This window comes from Fusibacillus kribbianus, assembly GCF_030053595.1.
GTDB classification, from domain to species: domain Bacteria; phylum Bacillota; class Clostridia; order Lachnospirales; family Lachnospiraceae; genus Lientehia; species Lientehia kribbiana.
Window position 1 is genome coordinate 143,364 of sequence record NZ_JASGBQ010000004.1, and the last position, 19,428, is coordinate 162,791.

18 protein-coding genes are annotated in these 19,428 nt (G+C 49.6%); 1 reads left to right on the forward strand and 17 read right to left on the reverse strand.

The genetic code is table 11. The features are described from left to right. Positions 1-5: 5 nt before the first annotated feature. The 13 genes from gltA to guaB form a co-directional block, all read right to left on the reverse strand. On the reverse strand, positions 6-1,388 hold the full coding sequence (gene gltA / locus QJ036_RS04695; protein ID WP_283230290.1) for an NADPH-dependent glutamate synthase: 1,383 nt from the start codon (positions 1,386-1,388) through the stop codon (positions 6-8). After that, positions 1,388-2,275, reverse strand: a complete 888-nt coding sequence (locus QJ036_RS04700; RefSeq protein ID WP_283230291.1) for a sulfide/dihydroorotate dehydrogenase-like FAD/NAD-binding protein — start codon at positions 2,273-2,275, stop codon at positions 1,388-1,390. Before QJ036_RS04700 ends, gltA begins: the two co-directional genes overlap by 1 nt. A 153-nt stretch (positions 2,276-2,428) precedes the next feature. Then, positions 2,429-3,583: a hypothetical protein gene (locus QJ036_RS04705; RefSeq protein WP_283230292.1), complete on the reverse strand. Its 1,155-nt coding sequence runs from the start codon at positions 3,581-3,583 to the stop codon at positions 2,429-2,431. A 199-nt stretch (positions 3,584-3,782) separates the two neighbouring features. Next, on the reverse strand, positions 3,783-5,231 hold the full coding sequence (locus QJ036_RS04710) for a serine/threonine-protein kinase (RefSeq protein ID WP_283230293.1): 1,449 nt from the start codon (positions 5,229-5,231) through the stop codon (positions 3,783-3,785). A gap of 23 nt (positions 5,232-5,254) precedes the next feature. After that, entirely contained in the window at positions 5,255-6,250 is a 996-nt protein-coding gene (locus tag QJ036_RS04715) for a zinc ribbon domain-containing protein (protein ID WP_283230294.1), read from the reverse strand. Positions 6,251-6,271: 21 nt separating this feature from the next. After that, positions 6,272-7,282, reverse strand: a complete 1,011-nt coding sequence (locus QJ036_RS04720) for an FHA domain-containing protein (protein WP_283230295.1) — start codon at positions 7,280-7,282, stop codon at positions 6,272-6,274. A gap of 24 nt (positions 7,283-7,306) precedes the next feature. Next, positions 7,307-8,317, reverse strand: a complete 1,011-nt coding sequence (locus QJ036_RS04725) for a P-loop NTPase family protein (protein ID WP_283230296.1) — start codon at positions 8,315-8,317, stop codon at positions 7,307-7,309. Between the two features lie 30 nt (positions 8,318-8,347). Continuing rightward, positions 8,348-9,091 carry a YARHG domain-containing protein gene (locus QJ036_RS04730; RefSeq protein ID WP_283230297.1) on the reverse strand — a complete coding sequence of 248 codons (744 nt, stop codon included), beginning with the start codon at positions 9,089-9,091 and terminating at the stop codon, positions 8,348-8,350. A gap of 88 nt (positions 9,092-9,179) precedes the next feature. After that, a complete protein-coding gene (locus QJ036_RS04735) occupies positions 9,180-10,433 on the reverse strand; it encodes an AI-2E family transporter (RefSeq protein ID WP_283230298.1) in 1,254 nt (417 codons plus the stop codon). A gap of 54 nt (positions 10,434-10,487) precedes the next feature. Further along, entirely contained in the window at positions 10,488-11,225 is a 738-nt protein-coding gene (locus tag QJ036_RS04740) for an HAD family hydrolase (protein ID WP_283230299.1), read from the reverse strand. Beyond that, positions 11,213-12,487 (reverse strand): diaminopimelate decarboxylase, encoded by a 1,275-nt coding sequence (locus tag QJ036_RS04745; protein WP_283230300.1) that lies wholly within the window; start codon positions 12,485-12,487, stop codon positions 11,213-11,215. Before QJ036_RS04745 ends, QJ036_RS04740 begins: the two co-directional genes overlap by 13 nt. Positions 12,488-12,590: 103 nt before the next feature. Further along, entirely contained in the window at positions 12,591-13,994 is a 1,404-nt protein-coding gene (locus QJ036_RS04750; RefSeq protein WP_283230301.1) for a DUF5050 domain-containing protein, read from the reverse strand. Positions 13,995-14,063: 69 nt separating this feature from the next. Further along, the gene (guaB, locus tag QJ036_RS04755; protein ID WP_283230302.1) at positions 14,064-15,518 is read right to left on the reverse strand and encodes an IMP dehydrogenase; all 1,455 of its coding nucleotides are present in this window, start codon (positions 15,516-15,518) and stop codon (positions 14,064-14,066) included. A 96-nt stretch (positions 15,519-15,614) separates the two neighbouring features. On the opposite strand from guaB, the gene QJ036_RS04760 reads away from it, so the two are divergent. Then, positions 15,615-15,968: a hypothetical protein gene (locus tag QJ036_RS04760; RefSeq protein ID WP_283230303.1), complete on the forward strand. Its 354-nt coding sequence runs from the start codon at positions 15,615-15,617 to the stop codon at positions 15,966-15,968. Between the two features lie 335 nt (positions 15,969-16,303). Here QJ036_RS04760 and QJ036_RS04765 read toward each other — a convergent pair whose 3' ends face one another. The 4 genes from QJ036_RS04765 to QJ036_RS04780 form a co-directional block, all read right to left on the reverse strand. Next, positions 16,304-17,608: a tyrosine-type recombinase/integrase gene (locus QJ036_RS04765; RefSeq protein WP_033120014.1), complete on the reverse strand. Its 1,305-nt coding sequence runs from the start codon at positions 17,606-17,608 to the stop codon at positions 16,304-16,306. 3 nt (positions 17,609-17,611) lie between these two features. Then, positions 17,612-17,848, reverse strand: coding sequence for a MerR family transcriptional regulator (locus QJ036_RS04770; protein ID WP_033120015.1), 237 nt, complete (start codon positions 17,846-17,848; stop codon positions 17,612-17,614). Positions 17,849-18,275: 427 nt separating this feature from the next. Continuing rightward, positions 18,276-18,533, reverse strand: coding sequence for a helix-turn-helix domain-containing protein (locus QJ036_RS04775; RefSeq protein WP_033120016.1), 258 nt, complete (start codon positions 18,531-18,533; stop codon positions 18,276-18,278). Beyond that, complete coding sequence (locus QJ036_RS04780) at positions 18,514-18,954, reverse strand: RNA polymerase sigma factor (RefSeq protein WP_033120017.1); 441 nt, start codon at positions 18,952-18,954, stop codon at positions 18,514-18,516. Before QJ036_RS04780 ends, QJ036_RS04775 begins: the two co-directional genes overlap by 20 nt. Positions 18,955-19,428 lie beyond the last annotated feature (474 nt).

Below are 19,428 nucleotides of genomic sequence, written 5' to 3' on the forward strand. Positions count from 1 at the left end.
AAAGCTTATTTGGACAGGAACTCATGGATGCCCTTGGCGCCTGCGCGTCCGGCCTCCATAGCCAGAATTACAGTTGCAGCACCGGTAACGGCATCACCGCCGGCATATACGCCTTCCTTGCTGGTCTTTCCGGTCTCTGCCTCTGCAACGATACATTTTCTTCTGTTGATCTCAAGACCTTCTGTTGTGGAAGAGATCAGAGGATTGGGAGAGGTTCCGAGGGACATGATAACAGCATCTGCCTCGAGCTCAAATTCAGAGCCCTCTACGGGAACAGGACGTCTTCTGCCGGAAGCATCAGGCTCACCCAGCTCCATTTTTACACAGCGAACTGCTCTTACCCAGCCATTGTCATCGGTAAGAATCTCAACCGGGTTGGTAAGGAGGTCAAAAATAACGCCCTCTTCTTTTGCATGATGAACCTCTTCTGCTCTTGCAGGAAGCTCTGCTTCACTTCTTCTGTATACGATATGGGTCTCAGCACCGAGACGAAGTGCGGTTCTGGCCGCATCCATAGCCACGTTTCCGCCGCCTACGATAACAGCCTTCTTGCTCTCAGGCATGGGAGTTGCATAATCCTCCAGTCTGGCCTTCATCAGGTTGCTTCTGGTCAGGTACTCATTGGCAGAAAATACACCGTTGGCATTCTCTCCGGGAATACCCATGAACATGGGAAGTCCGGCACCGGAGCCGATGAATACGGCATCAAAGCCCTCTTCATTCAGAAGCTCGTCCACAGTCACAGACTTGCCGATGATCACATCTGTCTCGATCTTTACGCCCAGAGACTTCACATTCTCAACCTCGGGCTTTACAACTGCGTCCTTGGGAAGACGGAATTCCGGAATTCCGTATGTAAGCACGCCGCCGGCCTCATGAAGAGCTTCAAAGATGGTCACATCATAGCCCCACTTAGCCAGGTCGCCGGCACAGGAAAGTCCTGCAGGACCGGATCCGATCACAGCAACCTTCTTGCCGTTTAAGCTCTCTGCCTTCTTGGGCTTGATTCCGTTCTCTCTTGCCCAGTCTGCCACAAAACGCTCAAGCTTTCCGATGGCAACAGCATCACCCTTCTTGCCGCGTACACATTTTCCTTCACACTGGCTCTCCTGGGGACATACACGTCCGCATACAGCAGGCAGTGAGGAGGACTGGGTCAGGATCTCATATGCACCTGCAAAATCCTCTTCCACGATCTTTCCAATAAAACCGGGAATGTTGATGGATACAGGGCAGCCCTGGGAACACATGGGTTTCTTGCACTGCAGGCAGCGCTTTGCCTCTGCTACAGCCTCTTCTTTATTATAACCTAAGCATACTTCTTCAAAGTTGGCTGCCCTTACCTTGGGAGCCTGCTCTCTAACGGGTACTCTTGTTAATCCTTCCATTACTTGTCACCTCCGCAGTGTCCACATCCGCCATGATGGGTAGCCCCCTCTTTAAATTTCAGAAGAGCTCTTCCTTCGGCTGTCTTATACATAGCCTGACGCTTCATGGCCTCGTCAAAATTGATCTTGTGACCGTCAAACTCAGGTCCGTCCACACATGCAAACTTCACTTCGTCACCTACAGTCAGACGGCAGGCACCGCACATACCGGTTCCGTCAACCATAATGGGATTCATGCTGACAACAGTAGGAATATTGTATTTCTTTGTTGCCATGCAGGTAAATTTCATCATGATCATCGGTCCGATTACAACACAGTGATCATAAGACTTGCCCTCCTCATACAGGGCGTCAAGACGCTGGGAACCATTTCCCTTGAAGCCATAGCTGCCGTCATCGGTACACATATACAGATTCTCGGCAACCTCTCTCATGGCATCCTCATAGATCAGCAGATTCTTTGTTCTTGCACCGATGATAACATCAGCGCCTACTCCATGCTCATGGAGCCATTTCACCTGGGGATATACAGGTGCAGTTCCAACACCGCCGCAGATGAACAGGATCTTCTTCTTTTTCAGCTCTTCAATATCCTCATATACCAAATCAGAAGGTCTTCCCAGGGGACCTACGAAATCCAGAATGGTGTCTCCTGCCTTCAGCTCAGCAAGCTGATGGGTTGAAGCACCGATGGGCTGGAATACGATGGTGATAATTCCCTTTTCTCTGTCGTAATCAGCGATGGTCAGGGGCACTCTCTCTCCCTTTTCATCTACTCTGATGATGACAAACTGCCCGGGCAGACAAGATTTTGCCACACGCTTTGCTTCTACATCCATCAGAATGATATTTTCTGCAAGATGTTCCGCTTTCAGAATCTTGAACATTTTATTTCCTCCTTACCTTTCCTGCCGCGAGACGACATTATTCGCTCACGCTATCTTCTATATTTTATCACTGTATTCTTTCCTTTTCAATAAGAAATTCAATAAAAAAGCCGCCGAATCCACGAATGGATCCGACGGCTTTTGATCTGTTCTTTAATAGAGACCACCTGCTATAAGAGAAAGGATGTTGCTTCCAATGATCTTGGTAAAGATCCAGGCGATCACATAGGTTGCAACCATATTTACCAGGAAGGTAAGGAACAGCTGCCATATTCTCTTATTCTTGTCTTCAGCAAGAAATGCATCCATGCCGGCCGGAACAAAGAAATAGGTCAGCAGGCTCCCTACTGTGTAGGAAAGCATGATCATCACATAAGTGAAGCTGCTGGTAAGCGGGAGAATCAGCATGAAAAGAGCAGTCAGAAGAGTAAAGGGCATCTGAGCCAGCGCCTTCGCCGACGCCACACCAAGTCCCTGCATATAAGTCATCGGCTTCTTTGCCATACTCTTTGCAAAAACCATGACAACTGCACCCCAGATTGCAAGGATTCCCGCACCTGCAAGAATCGCCATAAAGAATGTCAGCGGTGTATTAATAATCTTTATATACCCTCCGGCAAGACTGTTTACCTTGAATCCGGCAAACAGGAAAATCAGTGAGAAAAACAGAGTCTGGATTCCCAGGATTCCGAAAACTACGGGAGCCTTGGCAGAAACCGCAAGATTGGCAAGGGTACCTGCCGGTTTCTTATAGCTGCCGATGATGGTTCCCCAAAGCCCCTTCATATAAACACCTGCCGCTCCGGGCTGCTTCGGTGCCTGAGGAGCCCCGTACTGAGGACCGCCGTATTGAGGCTGGCCGTAAGGCTGACCGCCGTACTGAGGCTGACCCTGAGGCGCCTGACCATACTGAGGCTGGCCCTGGGGCGCCTGGCCGTACTGAGGCTGACCCTGAGGTGCCTGACCGTACTGAGGCTGACCCTGAGGTGCCTGACCGTACTGAGGCTGACCCTGAGGCACCTGACCGTACTGAGCCGGCTGACCCTGAGGCGCCTGACCGTACTGAGCCGGCTGACCCTGAGGTGCCTGACCGTACTGTACCGGCTGACCCTGAGGCGCCTGACCGTACTGAGCCGGCTGACCCTGAGGCGCCTGACCGTACTGTGCCGGCTGACCCTGAGGCGCCTGACCGTACTGTGCCGGCTGACCCTGAGGTGCTGCATTTACCTTATCCTGCTTCGGTGCCTGACAGGTACAAACTTCGCCTTCTTGTAAAGGCCTTCCACACTGATTACAAAACTTTGCCATATTTATCTCCTCCTTAAATCCCGTTCCTGTCTGCTGAAACGGTTATAATTTCTCAACATGTTCTGTTACAGATTTACAGCTTTCTTTTCTTAAGGGAAAGTGCCAGATTGAAGACCAGCATCAGGATCACCGTCACACCGGCTCCGAAAAGACCGCCGTAAAACATCCACTCTCCTGCAGTCACAGGCTCATCCCCTTTCTATGGCTGCCGTGAAAGCCAGCCCCCATCATAAAGCTGTGTCATAATATCCTCAAGTACAGCCATCAGCTGGCTGTCTTTTTCACCGGAAGCTTTAAACTGAGCGGCCGCCTGATTATACCAGGTCTGAACCTCCTCGTAGCTTCTGTTTTCCACCGGAAGCTGTTCCTGCTCCTCGCAGACAGCAATTGCCATCGTCCCTGCGATCCGATAATCAGAAAATCCCTTTTCCAAAGCCAGATACAGGATCTGTCTTGCCGCCGAATACTGGTTCATGGCACGGTAAACATCAGCCACTTCCAGATAAACAGAAAGCTGTCCCGCCGCCTTCTCCTGCAAAAGCTCCTGGCAGCATGCTTCCGCCTCCGCAAATTTTCCCTGGGACACATAATCCCTGGCGTCGTCAAGCAGACTCTCCACCCTTTTGACCTCTGCCTCATCAAAAGCCGTCTCTTCATCGGCATCTGTGTCTGCCAAAGCCGCCGAACTCTCCTGTACAGCCGCTTTGGACATCTGTTCCAGCTGCTCTTCCTTCATTTTCTTCCAGCCCAGGACTGTAACAGAAAGAAAGACTGCTGTCAGGATCAGGCCCACCGAAATGCTCACACAGCGCATGGTACGGATGTACCGGAGCTTTCCTTCCCGCCCTTCCATCCGTTTCAGATCGGCAAGCATCTCCTCTGCATTTCGGTAACGATCCGACGGTTTAGGTGCCATGGCTTTTCCGATGATTCTGAGCAGTGCCTCCGGGACTCTGTCTCTGTATGCCGAAACAGGCGGAGTCTTCCTCCAATCCTTATCGGGCTTCACACCGGTTGCCATATGATAAATGGTAGCGCCAAGACTGTAGATATCCGACTGCTCGTCAACGACTGCATCCTCCTGTGCCGGTGCTGCATAGCCCTGGGAAAAGCTTAAGACCTGCTCCGGCGGTGAATAGCCGTTGCTCACAGCGAGAACTTCGTTTTCCACAGCTCCGCCAAATGAAATATTAAAATCAATCAGGCAGACGTTGCCTTCCGGCGTGATCATCACATTGGCCGGTTTAATATCCCGATGGATAATAGGAGGCCTCTGTCTGTGAAGATAGGACAGAGCCTCACACAGCTGCCTGGACCAGGTGACGACCTGATGAACCGTGAATGCCGTACCTCTTTTCAGATAATAATCCAGAGAATGACCGGGAATATAATCCATGACCGTAAAGATCTGCCCGTCAACCTCCAGAAAATCATACACCTGAGGCAGATAGGTATGACGCAGATTCTTAAGAATATCTGCCTCTCCCCGGACATTCAGCTTTCCCAGTGCATTGTCTGCCACCTTTTTTACTGCCACAAGCTTATTTAACCGCAGATGCCTTGCCTTATAGACAATTCCTCCGCCGCCGCGGCCGATCATCTCAAGAATTTCATATGTATGATCCAGAATAACACCTGTTTCAAGCATGGGCTGCTCCCCTCGAACATATGTTAAAAGAGACTCTCCATAGACTGGTTATCAATTTTCCAGGTAGAGAAAAAGAAGAATTTCTTTCCTGTCCTGACAACTACCATATCCATATCTTCTTCCTCACTCATGCCCATGAAGCTGATACTCATTCTGACTTTCAGATTCTTTCTGGTCATTCCGTCATTTCCAACGTAGGATTCTCCTTCGGAAAGCTTGGTTATTTTCATATCAGCCAGGCTGCTTCCGAGAGCTGTAATGCTCCCCAGACCGCCCGCCTCTGAGAGAAATTCCTCTTTAGTCACATAATACCCGCTGCCCTTTTCTCCCCAATATACGCTGTCATAGACCTTTCCCATGTCTCCGCTCTTGATTCCCTTCATCATCTGATTTACAGGAGCCATGGGATCCGCCGATCTCACTCCGACAAAAACGCCTCCGCCGATCACCGCTGCCAGAAGGATCAGCACAATGGCAATAACAAGACCCTTTTTTCCTTTTTTCCCGTTCTTTCCTGCCGGCTTTTGAGGCTGTCCATAGACCGCCTGCGGGTTTCCATAGGACTGCTGACCACCGTAGGCCTGCTGGCCTCCATAAGCCTGCTGACCACCGTAAGGCTGCTGTCCGCCATAGGTCTGCTGGCTTCCATAAGCCTGCTGATCCCCATAAGGCTGCTGTCCGCCATAGGTCTGCTGACTTCCATAAGCCTGCTGGCCTCCGTAAGGCTGCTGATCCCCATAAGGCTGCTGACTGCCGTAGGGTTGCTGACTATCACAGGCCTGCTGGCTTCCATAAACCTGCTCTCCATTCATGTCCCGTGAAGCCTCCCGGGCCGCCTCCTGTTTTTCCGCACTCAAAAGAACCGTCGCATCCCCGTCTTCCTCACTGAAATCGGAAACATTCACAGGGGGCACCGGAATCGGATCTGTTTTAGGCTCCGGTCTTTTCAACGGGCTTCCGCAGCTTCTGCAAAATTTAGCCGTATCGTTGTTATTAGCTCCGCAGTTTGTGCAATACATACTCTCTCCTCCCTTTTTCCTCTATCTGATCATGAACTGGAAAGGCTCATCTGCAAGAACAAACCCATCACCATGACAAAGGCGATACTCATCACCCGGATCCAGCCGCATTCCATTGAGATAGGTAGAGTTGGTGGAATCGTGATCTACCAGATAATATTCCCCCTCATCCATCAAAATGCTTGCGTGATGGCGGCTCACCGCCCGATTGTCCGGAATACAGAAATCCGCATCGGGACTTTTCCCTATAAGAGTCTCATCCAGAACGATCGCCATCTCGTCTCCGGTACGGATCCGGATAATATATGCTACCTCTCCGGTCTTGGAAAATGCATCCGGAATCATGATGTCAAGACTGTCATCCCCATTCTCCCATTCCGGCGCAGTCTCGTCACCGCCTGCTGCTTCCTGTTCATATTCTCCGGGCACCGGTTCATATCCGGCTGCGCCCTGCTCATATCCGTAAACCTCCGGCTCATCCGAAGCCGCCGCCTCTGCCGACGCCGCCGCAATATCCTGCAGAATCAGAGTATCGGCCATCGCCTTGCACTGATCAAGGTTCTCTCTCCGGACTCCCTTCACGTAATTCAGAAGCGTCCGCATATTCTCCTGGTTCTGCTCCGGATTTCCTTCCATGATGGTCTGCAGCTCTGCCATCAAAAGCCGCAGCTTTTCCACCGGACTTCTGGAATCCCTCTGCAGACCGCAGAGCCAGCGGATCTCCCCTGTCTCATTATGAACATAGACATCCGAAAGGCTCATCAAAAGCTCATTTCTCGGAATCATATAATCATCCAGATTAACCCATACATTCAGAAGACTCTTAAGGACCTGAACTGCTGCCTTTTTGGGTATTCCTGCAGAGAATATTCTGCTTAAGGGAGTAAACCCATTTGTATTATAATTGGCCTCACCGGCAGCCTCATCGATTTCCAGTCTGAACACACCATCAATGTCATTACAGAGAAGCATATGATAGGTAATACTGTCAAATAAATTTTCAGCCGGCGCCTGTCTTTCTATTCTATCCATTTTTCTGTCCCGCTCCCTTCTGCCTTACCGCAAACACTCCCGAAGCGCCTCATGTCCCATCATCTGCTCTGCCATCTGGACAGGGCCTGCAGGAGGAAGGACCTCAATACAGCCGGCAACCGGCAGTCCGGAGTTTTCATAAAAGCGGCCGTACTGCTTATGAAACTTATTGTAAAGAAGCACGGTCTTCTGACACAGTCCCTCGCCCAGAGTCCCCAAAAGCTGCCAGATCCGGTCAAGCCGCCCATTGGCATTGTAGGTTCCATCACTTACAAGAACCACCCGATCAGCCACACGGCAGGCAGCAATCAGGCCATGATTGACAGAAAAACTGCTGTCCACAATAATATAACGGAACTCTCCCGAATCTACCAGCCGGCGAAGAAATGCCTCCATCCGCTCCTCAGAAATATCCATCAGCGAAAGAGGTGCTGACGCATTATCGAAAAAATAGATTCCGCTGGTATCGCGGTTGAGCACTGCCCCCATCGCCGCATCCATATCTCCGCCTTCTCCAAGCTCACGGAGTAAAAATCCAAGATCTCTCGGGTTTCCGCCCCGGAAAATGCTTCCCGGATCTCCAAGACTGTTCATATTGATATAAAGTACCTTCCGTTCTTCCGATACCAGACTTTCCGCACAGGCAGCTGCAGCGGCGGAGCATCCGCAGCCCTCGCCGGCACCTGCAAACACATAGAGCTTCACCGATGTATCCTCATATTTCAGAAGCTCATCGATTTTTCCAAGGAGCTCTCTCCGGCTCTGATAACGAAAGATCTCACCCTGCTCCTCCATGGGCTCTCCGGTCAGGTAACCCACATGAATATCACCGATAAAGGAGGGATACTCATTTTTCAGCTCATCCGAAACGAGCACCGCCTCCACTTCACGGGAAGCAATCAGCTCATCGAGTACTGTCCTCTCGTAAACAGGAGAAAAGACATACGTCTCACCGGCCATCTCGCCCACATACTGACAGAACCGTCCGGTATATGTAGCATCCTGGTCATATACTGCAATTCTTATCTGTCCCATATCTGCAACCGTCCTTCTTTCCCCTCGGAATCAATAGCCCATTTTCTTTTCATAATCGGCGATCAGCTTCCGATTGGCAATCTCGTAATCGTTAAATACATTTTCATTAAAATTATCCGGCTCTATGGTCGGCATATACCAGGATTTGCTTCGGAAATACTCATCGAGAGCGGCATCCTTGAACTTCCTGCCATGGCGTGCATAGATCTCATTTCTCGCCAGTCTGAGCTGTTCCCTGGTAAGCCCCACAAGGTCTGCTTCTGTCAGATATGCCGAATTGCTGTCAGGCAGAATATAATCCTGAACGGCAGCCGTTGTTTCCGTGCTGGAAGCCTGTGTAGTAGGAATCTTCACTGACACGGAAGGCGCAATAGACATACCCGCTTCCTTACTCTCCTTCGTCTCAGCAGCTGTTTCTGCGGCTGTCTCCGCAGCAGTACTCTCCTCTCCCGATTTCGTTTCTTCAATAACCTTACCGATTCCATTGCCATTATCCGGATCCTTCTTTCCTCCGAAAACCCGAATACCCACAAAAATCAGTACGCCGACAAGAGCAACTGCCACAACAGAGAGCACAGCAATCAATACCCCTGTTCCTTTTCCTTTTTTCTCCTCCGGAAGAATTCCTCCGGGAACCGGTGCTCCGTATGGATTGGAATAAGGTGTCTGATAATTTTCCCTGAATGGCTCCTGCGGAGCCTTCACCGGTGCTCCGCACCCGTCACAGAATTTTGATCCGTCAGGAATTTTCTTTCCACATTCCTCGCAAAACATAATTGTCCTCCCACCGCTGTGAAACAGCCAAAATTTATTTTTATTTTAACATAAACACCCGAAAAGTGCATCAGCTTTTTAGGTCAATTTACTGTTCTTTTTTTTCTGTTTTCTGTTCTTCCTTCCCTGCTGCTGCCAGCTCAAAAAGTCCCTTTTTTTTCAGACGATAATCCACAGCCCGGCTGATGATCCGATAGATTACAGCAAACACCGGAACTCCCATGAGCATTCCTACCAGGCCAAAGAGTCCGCCGAAAAACAGGATGGAAAAAACGACCCAAAAGGCAGAGAGGCCGGTCGATCCTCCAAGAATCTTAGGACCTATGATATTTCCGTCCACCTGCTGCAGAATGATAATAAAGATAATAAAAATCAGGCCTTTTGCCGGACTCACGAGAAGAATCAGGATTGCACTGGGAATTGCACCGAGATAAGGACCAAAGAACGGAATGATATTGGTCACACCCACGATCACACTGACCAGAACCGTATAGGGCATCCGCAGAAAATACAGCACCACCAGGCAGATCGCACCGATAATGGCCGAATCAAGCAGCTTTCCCGCAATAAAGCCGCCGAACACCTGATTGCTCTCTTTTAAGGTATCAATCAGAATCACCGCATGTTTCTCAGAAAAAACAGCATATATCACCTGCTTTGCCTGGCGCACAAAGGTTTTTCTTCCATTCAGCACATAAATGGCGACGATCACTCCGATGAATATGTTCAAGGTTGTGCTGAAAAAGCTCATGATCCCCGTCGTCAGATGGCCGAACAGAACATTCATATCCTTGAGGAAATCCGTTTTTACCCAGTTGTTGACAAACTGCAGCACTTTATCGGTCAGATTCCGGACGATCTCCGCATCCATTCCTTCCTGCTGCATAAACTCCGTCAACTTTACCGAGGCATCCCGGATCTGACCGGGCAGAGCGGTTATGATATCGCTCAGAGTCGTGTAGAGCTGAGGGAACACCATGACGGCCAGAATTGCCACCACTGCGACGCAGAAAACCAGAGCCAGAAAAATACTGAGGCCGCCGATGAGTCCCGACGCCTGTTTTTCTTTTTTAACGATCATTCTGATGGGCTTTGACAGACACTTTTCAAAGAAAGTCACCACCGGATACATGATATAGGCAATGATAAACCCAAATACGATGGGTTCCAGAATATAGAGGATCGTTTTAACGGTTTTGATGACCTTCTCATATTTGTAAAGCAAAAGAAAAAACAGGATGCTGGCAGCAATGACAAGAAAAGCTGTCAGTCCCATGGATTTATATTTTTTCATTCCTTCCCTGGCGGACTTAGGATTCTCCTCTTCCGGTTTACTCATCATTCATTCCCTCCATCAGACAGGCCGCCGGTTCCCCGGCGGCCCGCTGCAAACGGCTCACCTGAAAGCCGCCATATTTCTGATAAACTCATAAAACTCTGCAAAGGTTCCCGCTAAAAAGCCTTTAAACGGCTGACTGCGCCGGTTAATGATACAGTCTGTGAGCAGATAGGCGGACATGCCGAGAGAAACCGTACACATATCCTCATCCACATCATTTCCCACCATCAGACACTGCTCCGGCTTCTTTCCGAACCGTTCCAGTATAGAAGTATAATACTTTAAATTGGGTTTGCAGAACCGCTCCTCCTCATAGGTAGTGACCAGAGAAAAAGCCTCCGGCGAAAGGCCTGCCCATGCCATCCTCCTGAAAGTTGCAACCTTCGGAAACAGCGGATTAGTAGCCAGGATCACCGTATATCCCTTTTCCTTCAGAAGCTCCACCGTCTTTGCTGCCAGCGGCTGCAATGAGGTGGACGCCTTTGCTTCACCGAACTGATTCTCATAGAAGCTCACGAAATCCGGCTCACGGTCTTCCATATCCCGGCCCATTTCCTCCGAAAACACCTGAAAGAACCGTTCCCGGTTGGTCATGCTCCCATCATTCCTCATCATGGCCTCCACGCCCTTCCAGACGGCTGAGGTCATTTTTTTCGGATCAAAGCCTTCAGGGGCAAAGGTTTTCCCCAGAGCACCCATGTACAGCTTCACAAACAGCTCCTGATCCATAGGAAGCAGGCTGCCGTCCAGGTCAAAAAGTACGGTATCGATCCTGTCCATTGTTATTCCCGCCATTTTATATCCTTTAAAATATCACAGAAATCAAAGGTTGCAAAATAATCCCGGTCCGTCTCGGCCCGGCGGATCATCTGCACCGTTCCGTCTTCCTTTAAAAGGAGCTCGGCAGAACGGAGCTTGCCGTTATAATTGTAGCCCATAGAATAGCCGTGAGCTCCGGTATCATGGATCACCAGGAAATCGCCCACATCTACCTTGGGAAGCATTCTGTCAATGGCAAACTTGTCGCTGTTCTCACACAGGGAACCGGTCACATCATACTTGTGATCGCAGACACTGTTGTCCTTTCCCATAACCGTGATATGATGATATGCTCCGTAAATAGCCGGACGCATCAGGTTTGCAGCACAGGCATCACAGCCGATGTATTCCTTGTAAATATGCTTCTGATGGATAGCTTTCGTCACCAGGCAGCCGTAAGGGCCCATCATGAAGCGTCCCATCTCCGTATAAAGAGCAACATCTCCCATGCCGGCAGGCATCAGGACCTCTTCATAAACCTTTCTCACGCCTTCGCCGATCACCATGATATCGTTTTTCTCCTGCTCCGGACGGTAATCAATGCCGACGCCGCCGGACAGATTGATAAACTTCACAGCCACACCGGTCTTTTCCTTCAGCTCCACAGCCAGTTCAAAAAGTACCTTGGCAAGCAGGGGATAATACTCGTTTGTTACCGTATTGCTGGCAAGGAAGGCATGAAGCCCGAAGGTCTTCACTCCTTTTTCCTTCAGGATCTTAAAGCCCTCGATGATCTGCTCATGGGTAAACCCGTATTTGGAATCACCGGGGTTATCCATGATGCCATTGCTCATTTTGAAAACTCCGCCTGGATTATAGCGGCAGCTGATCTTCTCCGGAATTCCTGCACATTTTTCCAGAAACTCGATATGGGTAAAATCATCCAGATTGATGGTCGCATTGATCTGTCTTGCAAACTGATACTCCTCAGCTGGGGTAGCATTGGAGGAGAACATGATCTCATCTCCGCCAAAGCCAAGGGCATCCGCCATCTGAAGCTCCGTCATGGAAGAACAGTCACAGCCGCAGCCGTACTCCCTCAGAATATTGATCAAAAACGGATTGGGCGTAGCCTTTACCGCAAAATATTCACGAAAGCCCTTATTCCAGGCGAAGGCCTCCTTCACCCGTTTTGCGTTTTCCCGGATTCCTTTCTCGTCATACAGATGATAAGGGGTCGGATATGTCTTATCAATCTCCTTAAGCTGCTCCAGTGTTACAAAAGGTTCCTTTTTCATGATGTGTGCTGCTCCTTTCCGTTTCTCATAAGTCAAATCCAGCATACCATAGCCGCTCTGAAACGTCAATGCTCCCTGCCGTGGAAATTCTGCGCGAATGCTCTCACAGTCCCGTAAAAAATTCCTGTCTGCTTCCGTCCAGAGAGATCCGTCCCAGTTCTTCTTTTTCTCCGTTTTCTTCCCAGCCGCTGCACCTATAATAGGCCCATCCGCCGGACACATTGATCTCGTAATGAAGGTTGTTGAACCATTCATCTCCCCCATAGGTTTCCTCGTCAAATACCTTTAACAGCTTTTCCTGCCGTCCGGATGTATCAAATACCGTCAGCGCCCTGTTTGTAAGCGCCGCTCCGTCTTCTGTATACTCCCGTCCTCCTCCGCTGCCGTAAAGCTTTCCGCCAAAGGCCACTGTCCCATTCCAGCTTCGTTCCTCAAAAAGAGGCTCTCCGAAGCTTCTGTTTGTTTCATCATAAACATGAAATCTCGAATCCGGGAATTCCCCTTCACTGTCTCCGAAGGAAGCATAGAGCTTCCCGTCCATTACCTGGATTGAAAGTACATAATCTGTATTTGCTCCAAAATCCGAATTGAAGACATCCCGTACCGAAGACTCGACCGGAAGCTCTGTCGTGGACCAGGTTTTCATATCTGCCCGGCAGTATCTGGTAAAATCGTAAGGAGAAAAATAATAATTAAAATAACTGATGGTATAGTAAAGCTGTCCATGATCAATACACATCTGCGGCGAAGCGTTGCCGATATTTCCAATGAGCTCCGTCACATTGCTTCCATCCGGATCCATCCGGTAAACAGAGGTATTATCCACAAAAACAACCGATTGTTTCTGACTGGTTCTGTCCCCGTAATCAGCTGAACAGAAATAGCTTCCCGCTCTTCCGTTGCTCCCGATGTAGTAAATATATCCGTCACAGACCGTAAAGCCGCGGTAGGCTGCCGTCCTTCCGTATTTCACCGGTTCCGAATAACTTACCCTCACCTTATCCTCCGGAAGGGTCGGACCGATGGTCTCAAAATCTTCTCCATTCAAACCGATCCTGCAGGGAGTCCGATTCGTATAGAAGCCGTAGTCTCCTCCCTCCTTTTTCTCCTCAAGGAGAAAATAGATCCGGTCGTTCCAGAGATTCAAGGAAGAGCACTCTCCCTCATAAAGGGCACGTTTTCCGGTTCCATCCTGCCCAATTCTCCAAAGCACTCCCTGATAGCTGTAAAAGACATATTCCTCATTTTCCACCACGTACCCACCGTTGTTGATATTTCCCGACAGATTCCCGACAGCGTTTTCTTCTGTCCGGTTTCCGCCCTCCACATCGTCCGTCTCCGTGGTTTCTTCTGTCTTTTTAGTCTCGCTGGCAACAGTCCCCCTCTGGGAACTGCTCCCCTCTGCCTGATTTTCCCGGCTTTTCCCGTAAAAAACCACAGCTCCGATCGCAGCCAGCAGTACTACGATCAAACAGCTTAATCCGATAACGATCCCCTTCTTCTTCACAGAACTCCTCCTCCTTTCCAACACCTATACCTAAAAGCCGCTGCCGGCAGAACCGGCAGCGGCCCACATTTACTCATCTACACTGTAATTGGGTGCTTCCTTTGTGATATGGATATCATGAGGATGGCTTTCCTTCAGGGATGCTGCAGAAATCTTCACAAACTCTGCTTTCTCCTGAAGAGTAGGAATATCCTTTGCTCCGCAATATCCCATACCGGAACGGATACCGCCCACCAGCTGGAATACCGTGTCCTCAACACTTCCCTTGTATGCCACACGACCTTCCACACCTTCGGGAACAAGCTTCTTTGCCCCACTCTGGAAATAGCGGTCCTTGCTTCCGTTTTCCATGGCAGCGATGGATCCCATGCCGCGGTATACTTTGTACTTTCTGCCCTGGAATAACTCGAAGGTTCCCGGGCTCTCATCGCAGCCTGCAAAAATACTTCCCATCATGCAGACGCTTCCGCCTGCAGCAATAGCCTTCGTCATATCACCGGAATACTTGATGCCGCCGTCAGCGATGATCGGAATGCCATATTCCTTTGCTACTGCATAGCAATCCATGATGGCAGTGATCTGAGGAACACCGATTCCCGCAACGACACGGGTAGTACAAATGGATCCGGGTCCGATACCCACCTTCACTGCATCCACACCAGCCTCAATCAGTGCCTTTGTAGCAGCTCCGGTAGCCACGTTTCCGGCGATCACATCCAGATCCGGATATTTTTCCTTAATACTTCTCACGGCATTTAAAATATTGGCAGAATGTCCATGAGCGGAATCCACGACTACGCAGTCAACCTTTGCCTTTACTAATGCATCCACACGCTCCAGAATATTGGCTGTGATACCAACGGCTGCACCGCACAGCAGACGTCCCTGTGCATCCTTGGCGGACAGAGGGTATTTGATCTGCTTCTCAATATCTTTAATTGTAATAAGTCCCTTGAGATTGAAATCCTTGTCCACAATGGGGAGCTTTTCCTTTCTTGCCTTGGCAAGAATCTTCTTTGCCTCCTCCAGAGTAATGCCCTCGGGAGCAGTCACCAGTCCCTCAGAGGTCATGGAGTCCTTGATCTTCTTTGTAAAATCGGTTTCAAACTTCAGATCACGATTGGTAATAATACCAACCAGCTTCCGTCCTTCCGTAATGGGAACACCGGAAATGCGGAATTTCCCCATCAGTTCATTGGCATCCGCCAGCGTATGCTCAGGAGATAAATAAAAAGGGTCGGTGATGACACCATTCTCAGAGCGCTTAACCTTATCTACTTCTTCTGCCTGAGCCTCGATCGACATATTCTTATGAATAACGCCGATTCCGCCCTGCCTTGCCATTGCAATGGCCATCCTGTGCTCTGTAACTGTGTCCATCCCGGCACTCATCATCGGAATGTTTAACTTGATTTTTTTCGTCAGGTTCGTTGACAAATCCACCATATTCGGTGTTACCTCGGAATATGCCGGTACTAACAGCACATCGTCAAAGGTAATTCCCTCACCGATTATTTTGCCCATGTCTTTTCTCCTTTCTTCCTCTACAAGTCCAAAAATTCGTCTTATTTAATATAATATCCTACTCAAAATGTCCGTCTGTGTCAAGCACATTCCGGAATGAATTTGAAGGATTTTTTGTCTTTCCTATGGCTGTTTCATCTCCATACCCACCTAAATAAAACATACGCCGAGCTTTCGCTCGATTCCGCTTCGCTTCATCTCGGCTCGGCTCTTCTTCCGCCGAGCTTTCGCTCGATTCCGCTTCGCTTCATCTCGGCTCGGCTCTTCTTCCGCCGAGCTTTCGCTCGATTCCGCTTCGCTTCATCTTGGCTCGGCTCTTCTTCCGCCGAGCTTTCGCTCGATTCCGCTTCGCTTCATCTTGGCTCGGCTCTTCTTCCGCCGAGCTTTCGCTCGATTCCGCTTCGCTTCATCTCGCTATTTGGCTGTCGCCAAATAAAACAGGAATGCTAAAGGGGCTGTAAAATAAGTCCCTGATTAAGAAGCGCCAACTCCGGCAAATGTCGGTTTTGGCGTTTCTTTGTATGAATTTTTCTATTTCTGAGCAAGTCTGCATCTTTTGGTATAAAAAATAGTAGAATTTTTCTCTCTGCCGCAAGATGATTTTAGGTCGGTTGAGGGATTAGAAAACGCCGGAAACCCGCATAAACTCTATGTTTTTGCGCGTTCTCGGCGTTTCTTTTATCGCCTGTGTTAGTGGTGCTTTTTCGGTAAATGGTGCCCAAATGGTGCCCAAATCCCACGCGGGGCTATAAAACGGTATAAGAAGCGGTAAAGAGATACAGCGGTTAAAGCTCTAAATCGCTGCTCTTTTTCTTTGCCGCGCTCTTTGCTTTCTTCGGCTCGGCTTTCTCTGCCTTTGCCGGGTCTGCCTGTTTGACCGCCCCATGATAAGCGTCTAAGACTTCTTTTTTGCGTTCAAGCCGCACGTCCACATAACGGGCGGTAACAGCTTCAAAGTTCATAGACAGCCCAAGCGATACGCCGATACCCGCAAGTGTATGTCCTAACACTTCGCCTACGGTGTAGAAGTCGCCTGTCAGTTGGTGCATATTTGTAGCTGCTGTATGGCGCAAATCGTGAAAGCGGATATGCGGCATATCCAAATCTTCAAGCAGCTTTCCAAACTGGGAAGATACCCACGACGCGGAGATAGGGGAACCGTCCGGCTTCGCTACAACAAGGTCATTGTCATAGTAAGGCTTTCCGTCCTTTTCTGCCTGTTCGCGCTGCGCTTCCTGCATAGCAAACTGTTTGAGAAAGAACGGGCGGGCAAGCTCTGTGATAGGCAGCTTTCGCCCGTTGGATTTCGGCGGTGCCATTTCCTCAATGACTTTTGTTTTTGGCGGTACCTTAAAGGGTAGCTGCTCGGAAACGTCAAAGGTGTTGTTTTCCAAATCCACATTGCGCCAACGCAAGCCCAGGATTTCAGAACGGCGCATACCGTAAAGCCCGCCTAAGATAACGGGCATTTCCCAAACGGTACCCTCGACGCGCTGCATAAGGGCTTTTACCTGTTCCGGCGTGTACGGGTCGGGGGTCTTGTCGCTCTTTCCAAACTTCGTAAGCGTGTCCTTTGCTGCGTTTGTTTCGATATAGCGGTATTTCCGGGCATGGCTCAACGCCACGCTCAAAACACGCTTTGCCCCGGCTGCGGTGGACGGTTTCAAGCCTTTGTCAATAATCTGCTGAAACATTTTGTCTACCATAGCGGGGGTAAGCTGATTAAGGGCAACGCCGCCGATATATGGCGTGATGTAGTTTGCAATCGTTCTTTTGTACCCGTCGTAAGTAGAGGGGCGCAAGTTCACTCTTGCATAGCTTTCTACCCATTCATTCAGATAGCTTGCAACGGTCTGTTTCCGCTGTGAAGCGATAGACGCAATCTGTCCCGGATTATGGAGCTTTGCTTTCATCTCTGCTTCATGCTGCGTTGCTTCCTTTTTTGTTGGAAAGCCCTTTTTTGAATAGGTTTTCTTTTCCCCATTCGGGGCGGTGTACTTTATATTCACGTCGTAAACTGTACCCGGCCGCCCGGTCAGTACGCCGTTGCTGTCGCGTTTATTCTTAACCTGCCTTGTTGATATAGCCATAGCTTAACCTCCCTGTCGTGCCGGGGGCTTCGCTGTCGTCTTTGCCCTGTGGTACCAGTCCCAGATTGCAGCGTCAGCTATCAAACGACGGTTTCCATTTTGTATATATTCAAGCTCGCCACTATCCATAAGCTCGCGCAGTTTATTTTCCCCGATACCGCTAATCTTGCTCATTTGCTCAACGGTCTTTAACATAGGGAATACAGGGATAGCGGGGCTTGCTGTTTCCTTTTTTGCCATAGGAAAATACCCCCTTTCATAAATGGCTAAAAAGTCAAGTTACAAAAAGTGGGCTTTAACCGGGCGGCTGTTAGCACAACCTCGCGGGAATTGCACCCCTGCTCATTTAAGGCAGCTTTACCCATTGCCTGCGACGCTCTGAACGCTCGGACTGTGGCTGTAAAGGCTTATCTCCCCTCAATGCGTGTTGTCGCCCGCAAGCTGCTAACTTGCTTCCCGTCGCGGTGTTTCTCGCTCGGCTTTTCCCGATAGAGGAATAGCGTCATGGCGCACCCTCCGTATGGCTCGGCGCAAAAAGGACGTACCCGGTTTGCCCTATACTGCGTCGCCGTTATCTTGCGTCGCTTTCTTTGTCAAGGAACATACGGGGCTGCTGCGGATTGATACGAAACGGAAAAGGGGTTAAGACGTTTCGGTATCGGTGCAGTTATTCAACCCTAAATGTGAGGATTGCCCTCATTAGTCTTGCTTGCAGCCGTTGGCGAATATCCTCGTCAACGCCAAAATAGACGTTTCCGCGCTCGTCGCAGAGCTTCCGCATGGAAAGGCTCGCTATGTAACCACTAAAATGCTGCAAGACAATTTTCATAGCGTCCGGGTCGCCCTTTGTCGCTGCCACAATGACAGGATAGGGAACAAGGGCAACGTCCGGGAAGTCAGATTGTTTACCATTCGTCCCATTCATCAGCGTGTTCCTCCAAATATTTCTTCAAGATTTCAAAAGAGCTTGTCCGTCTGTACTGTATCGTGCTGCGCGACGTATTGAATAACTTTCCAATCTCCACGTCGGTCATGCCCTCGAAATAGTACAGCATGATAGCTTTCCTTTTTTCTTCCGGCAAAGTGCGGATTGCTTCAAGCAGCAGCTTCGGCGTGATTTTCTTTCCTGCCTGCTGATAGCTCGGCTCGGCTTCTTCGTCTTGAAAATACTTATCAAGCGTATAAAGCTGTCGTTCCTCATGCAAGGCAAGGTCGGAAAACGACACTTCCTTTGCTCTGCGACGCCGGATTTCCTCGTGGGCGTTGCAGGCTTCGTTGTGCAGCACCCGTTTACAGAAACTTTGAAAGATACATTGCTTCTGAAATTCCACGCGATTAGGTTCCATGTTCTCACCTCCTTTCGTGTTGAAAGGTGGCGGTACCTCCCCTTTTCGCGGGATAATACAGGCGATTTTTTCAAACGCCGAATGAAAGCGAAACTTTTTTGAAAAAACCTCCCGAAAATGCAAAATGCGCCTGTCTGCAAGATGCAGACAAGCGCAAAGGAATTGTAAGCGGTATTTAGATGATTTGACAGTTCATATATGAGGGTAGAAGTGTTCCCGGCGGCGGTCGGGCTTTTTTTGATAAGCTAAAAGATATGGCGATATAGAAAAAGGACATGGCGATACCTCCTTGATACCGCCGTATCCTCAAAAAAGGGCGACTTTAATACACCCCCCGTTATCTTATTTTTCAGTCAAGACCACCGGCTTAGCCGGTGGCTTGTTCTGCCCCTATAAGGGGCTGTTGCCTGCTTGCGCCCGGAAGGCGCACTGAAAGTCTGCCAACTGCACCACATTCTCAGCTGCCCTTAAAAG

Coding starts and splice junctions, on each gene's coding strand:
- gltA (WP_283230290.1), bottom strand. CDS start 1,388: ATGGAAGGATTAACAAGAGTACCCGTTAGAGAGCAGGCTCCCAAGGTA.
- QJ036_RS04700 (WP_283230291.1), bottom strand. CDS start 2,275: ATGTTCAAGATTCTGAAAGCGGAACATCTTGCAGAAAATATCATTCTG.
- QJ036_RS04705 (WP_283230292.1), bottom strand. CDS start 3,583: ATGGCAAAGTTTTGTAATCAGTGTGGAAGGCCTTTACAAGAAGGCGAA.
- QJ036_RS04710 (WP_283230293.1), bottom strand. CDS start 5,231: ATGCTTGAAACAGGTGTTATTCTGGATCATACATATGAAATTCTTGAG.
- QJ036_RS04715 (WP_283230294.1), bottom strand. CDS start 6,250: ATGTATTGCACAAACTGCGGAGCTAATAACAACGATACGGCTAAATTT.
- QJ036_RS04720 (WP_283230295.1), bottom strand. CDS start 7,282: ATGGATAGAATAGAAAGACAGGCGCCGGCTGAAAATTTATTTGACAGT.
- QJ036_RS04725 (WP_283230296.1), bottom strand. CDS start 8,317: ATGGGACAGATAAGAATTGCAGTATATGACCAGGATGCTACATATACC.
- QJ036_RS04730 (WP_283230297.1), bottom strand. CDS start 9,091: ATGTTTTGCGAGGAATGTGGAAAGAAAATTCCTGACGGATCAAAATTC.
- QJ036_RS04735 (WP_283230298.1), bottom strand. CDS start 10,433: ATGATGAGTAAACCGGAAGAGGAGAATCCTAAGTCCGCCAGGGAAGGA.
- QJ036_RS04740 (WP_283230299.1), bottom strand. CDS start 11,225: ATGGCGGGAATAACAATGGACAGGATCGATACCGTACTTTTTGACCTG.
- QJ036_RS04745 (WP_283230300.1), bottom strand. CDS start 12,487: ATGAAAAAGGAACCTTTTGTAACACTGGAGCAGCTTAAGGAGATTGAT.
- guaB (WP_283230302.1), bottom strand. CDS start 15,518: ATGGGCAAAATAATCGGTGAGGGAATTACCTTTGACGATGTGCTGTTA.
- QJ036_RS04760 (WP_283230303.1), top strand. CDS start 15,615: ATGAATTTGAAGGATTTTTTGTCTTTCCTATGGCTGTTTCATCTCCAT.
- QJ036_RS04765 (WP_033120014.1), bottom strand. CDS start 17,608: ATGGCTATATCAACAAGGCAGGTTAAGAATAAACGCGACAGCAACGGC.
- QJ036_RS04770 (WP_033120015.1), bottom strand. CDS start 17,848: ATGGCAAAAAAGGAAACAGCAAGCCCCGCTATCCCTGTATTCCCTATG.
- QJ036_RS04775 (WP_033120016.1), bottom strand. CDS start 18,533: ATGAATGGGACGAATGGTAAACAATCTGACTTCCCGGACGTTGCCCTT.
- QJ036_RS04780 (WP_033120017.1), bottom strand. CDS start 18,954: ATGGAACCTAATCGCGTGGAATTTCAGAAGCAATGTATCTTTCAAAGT.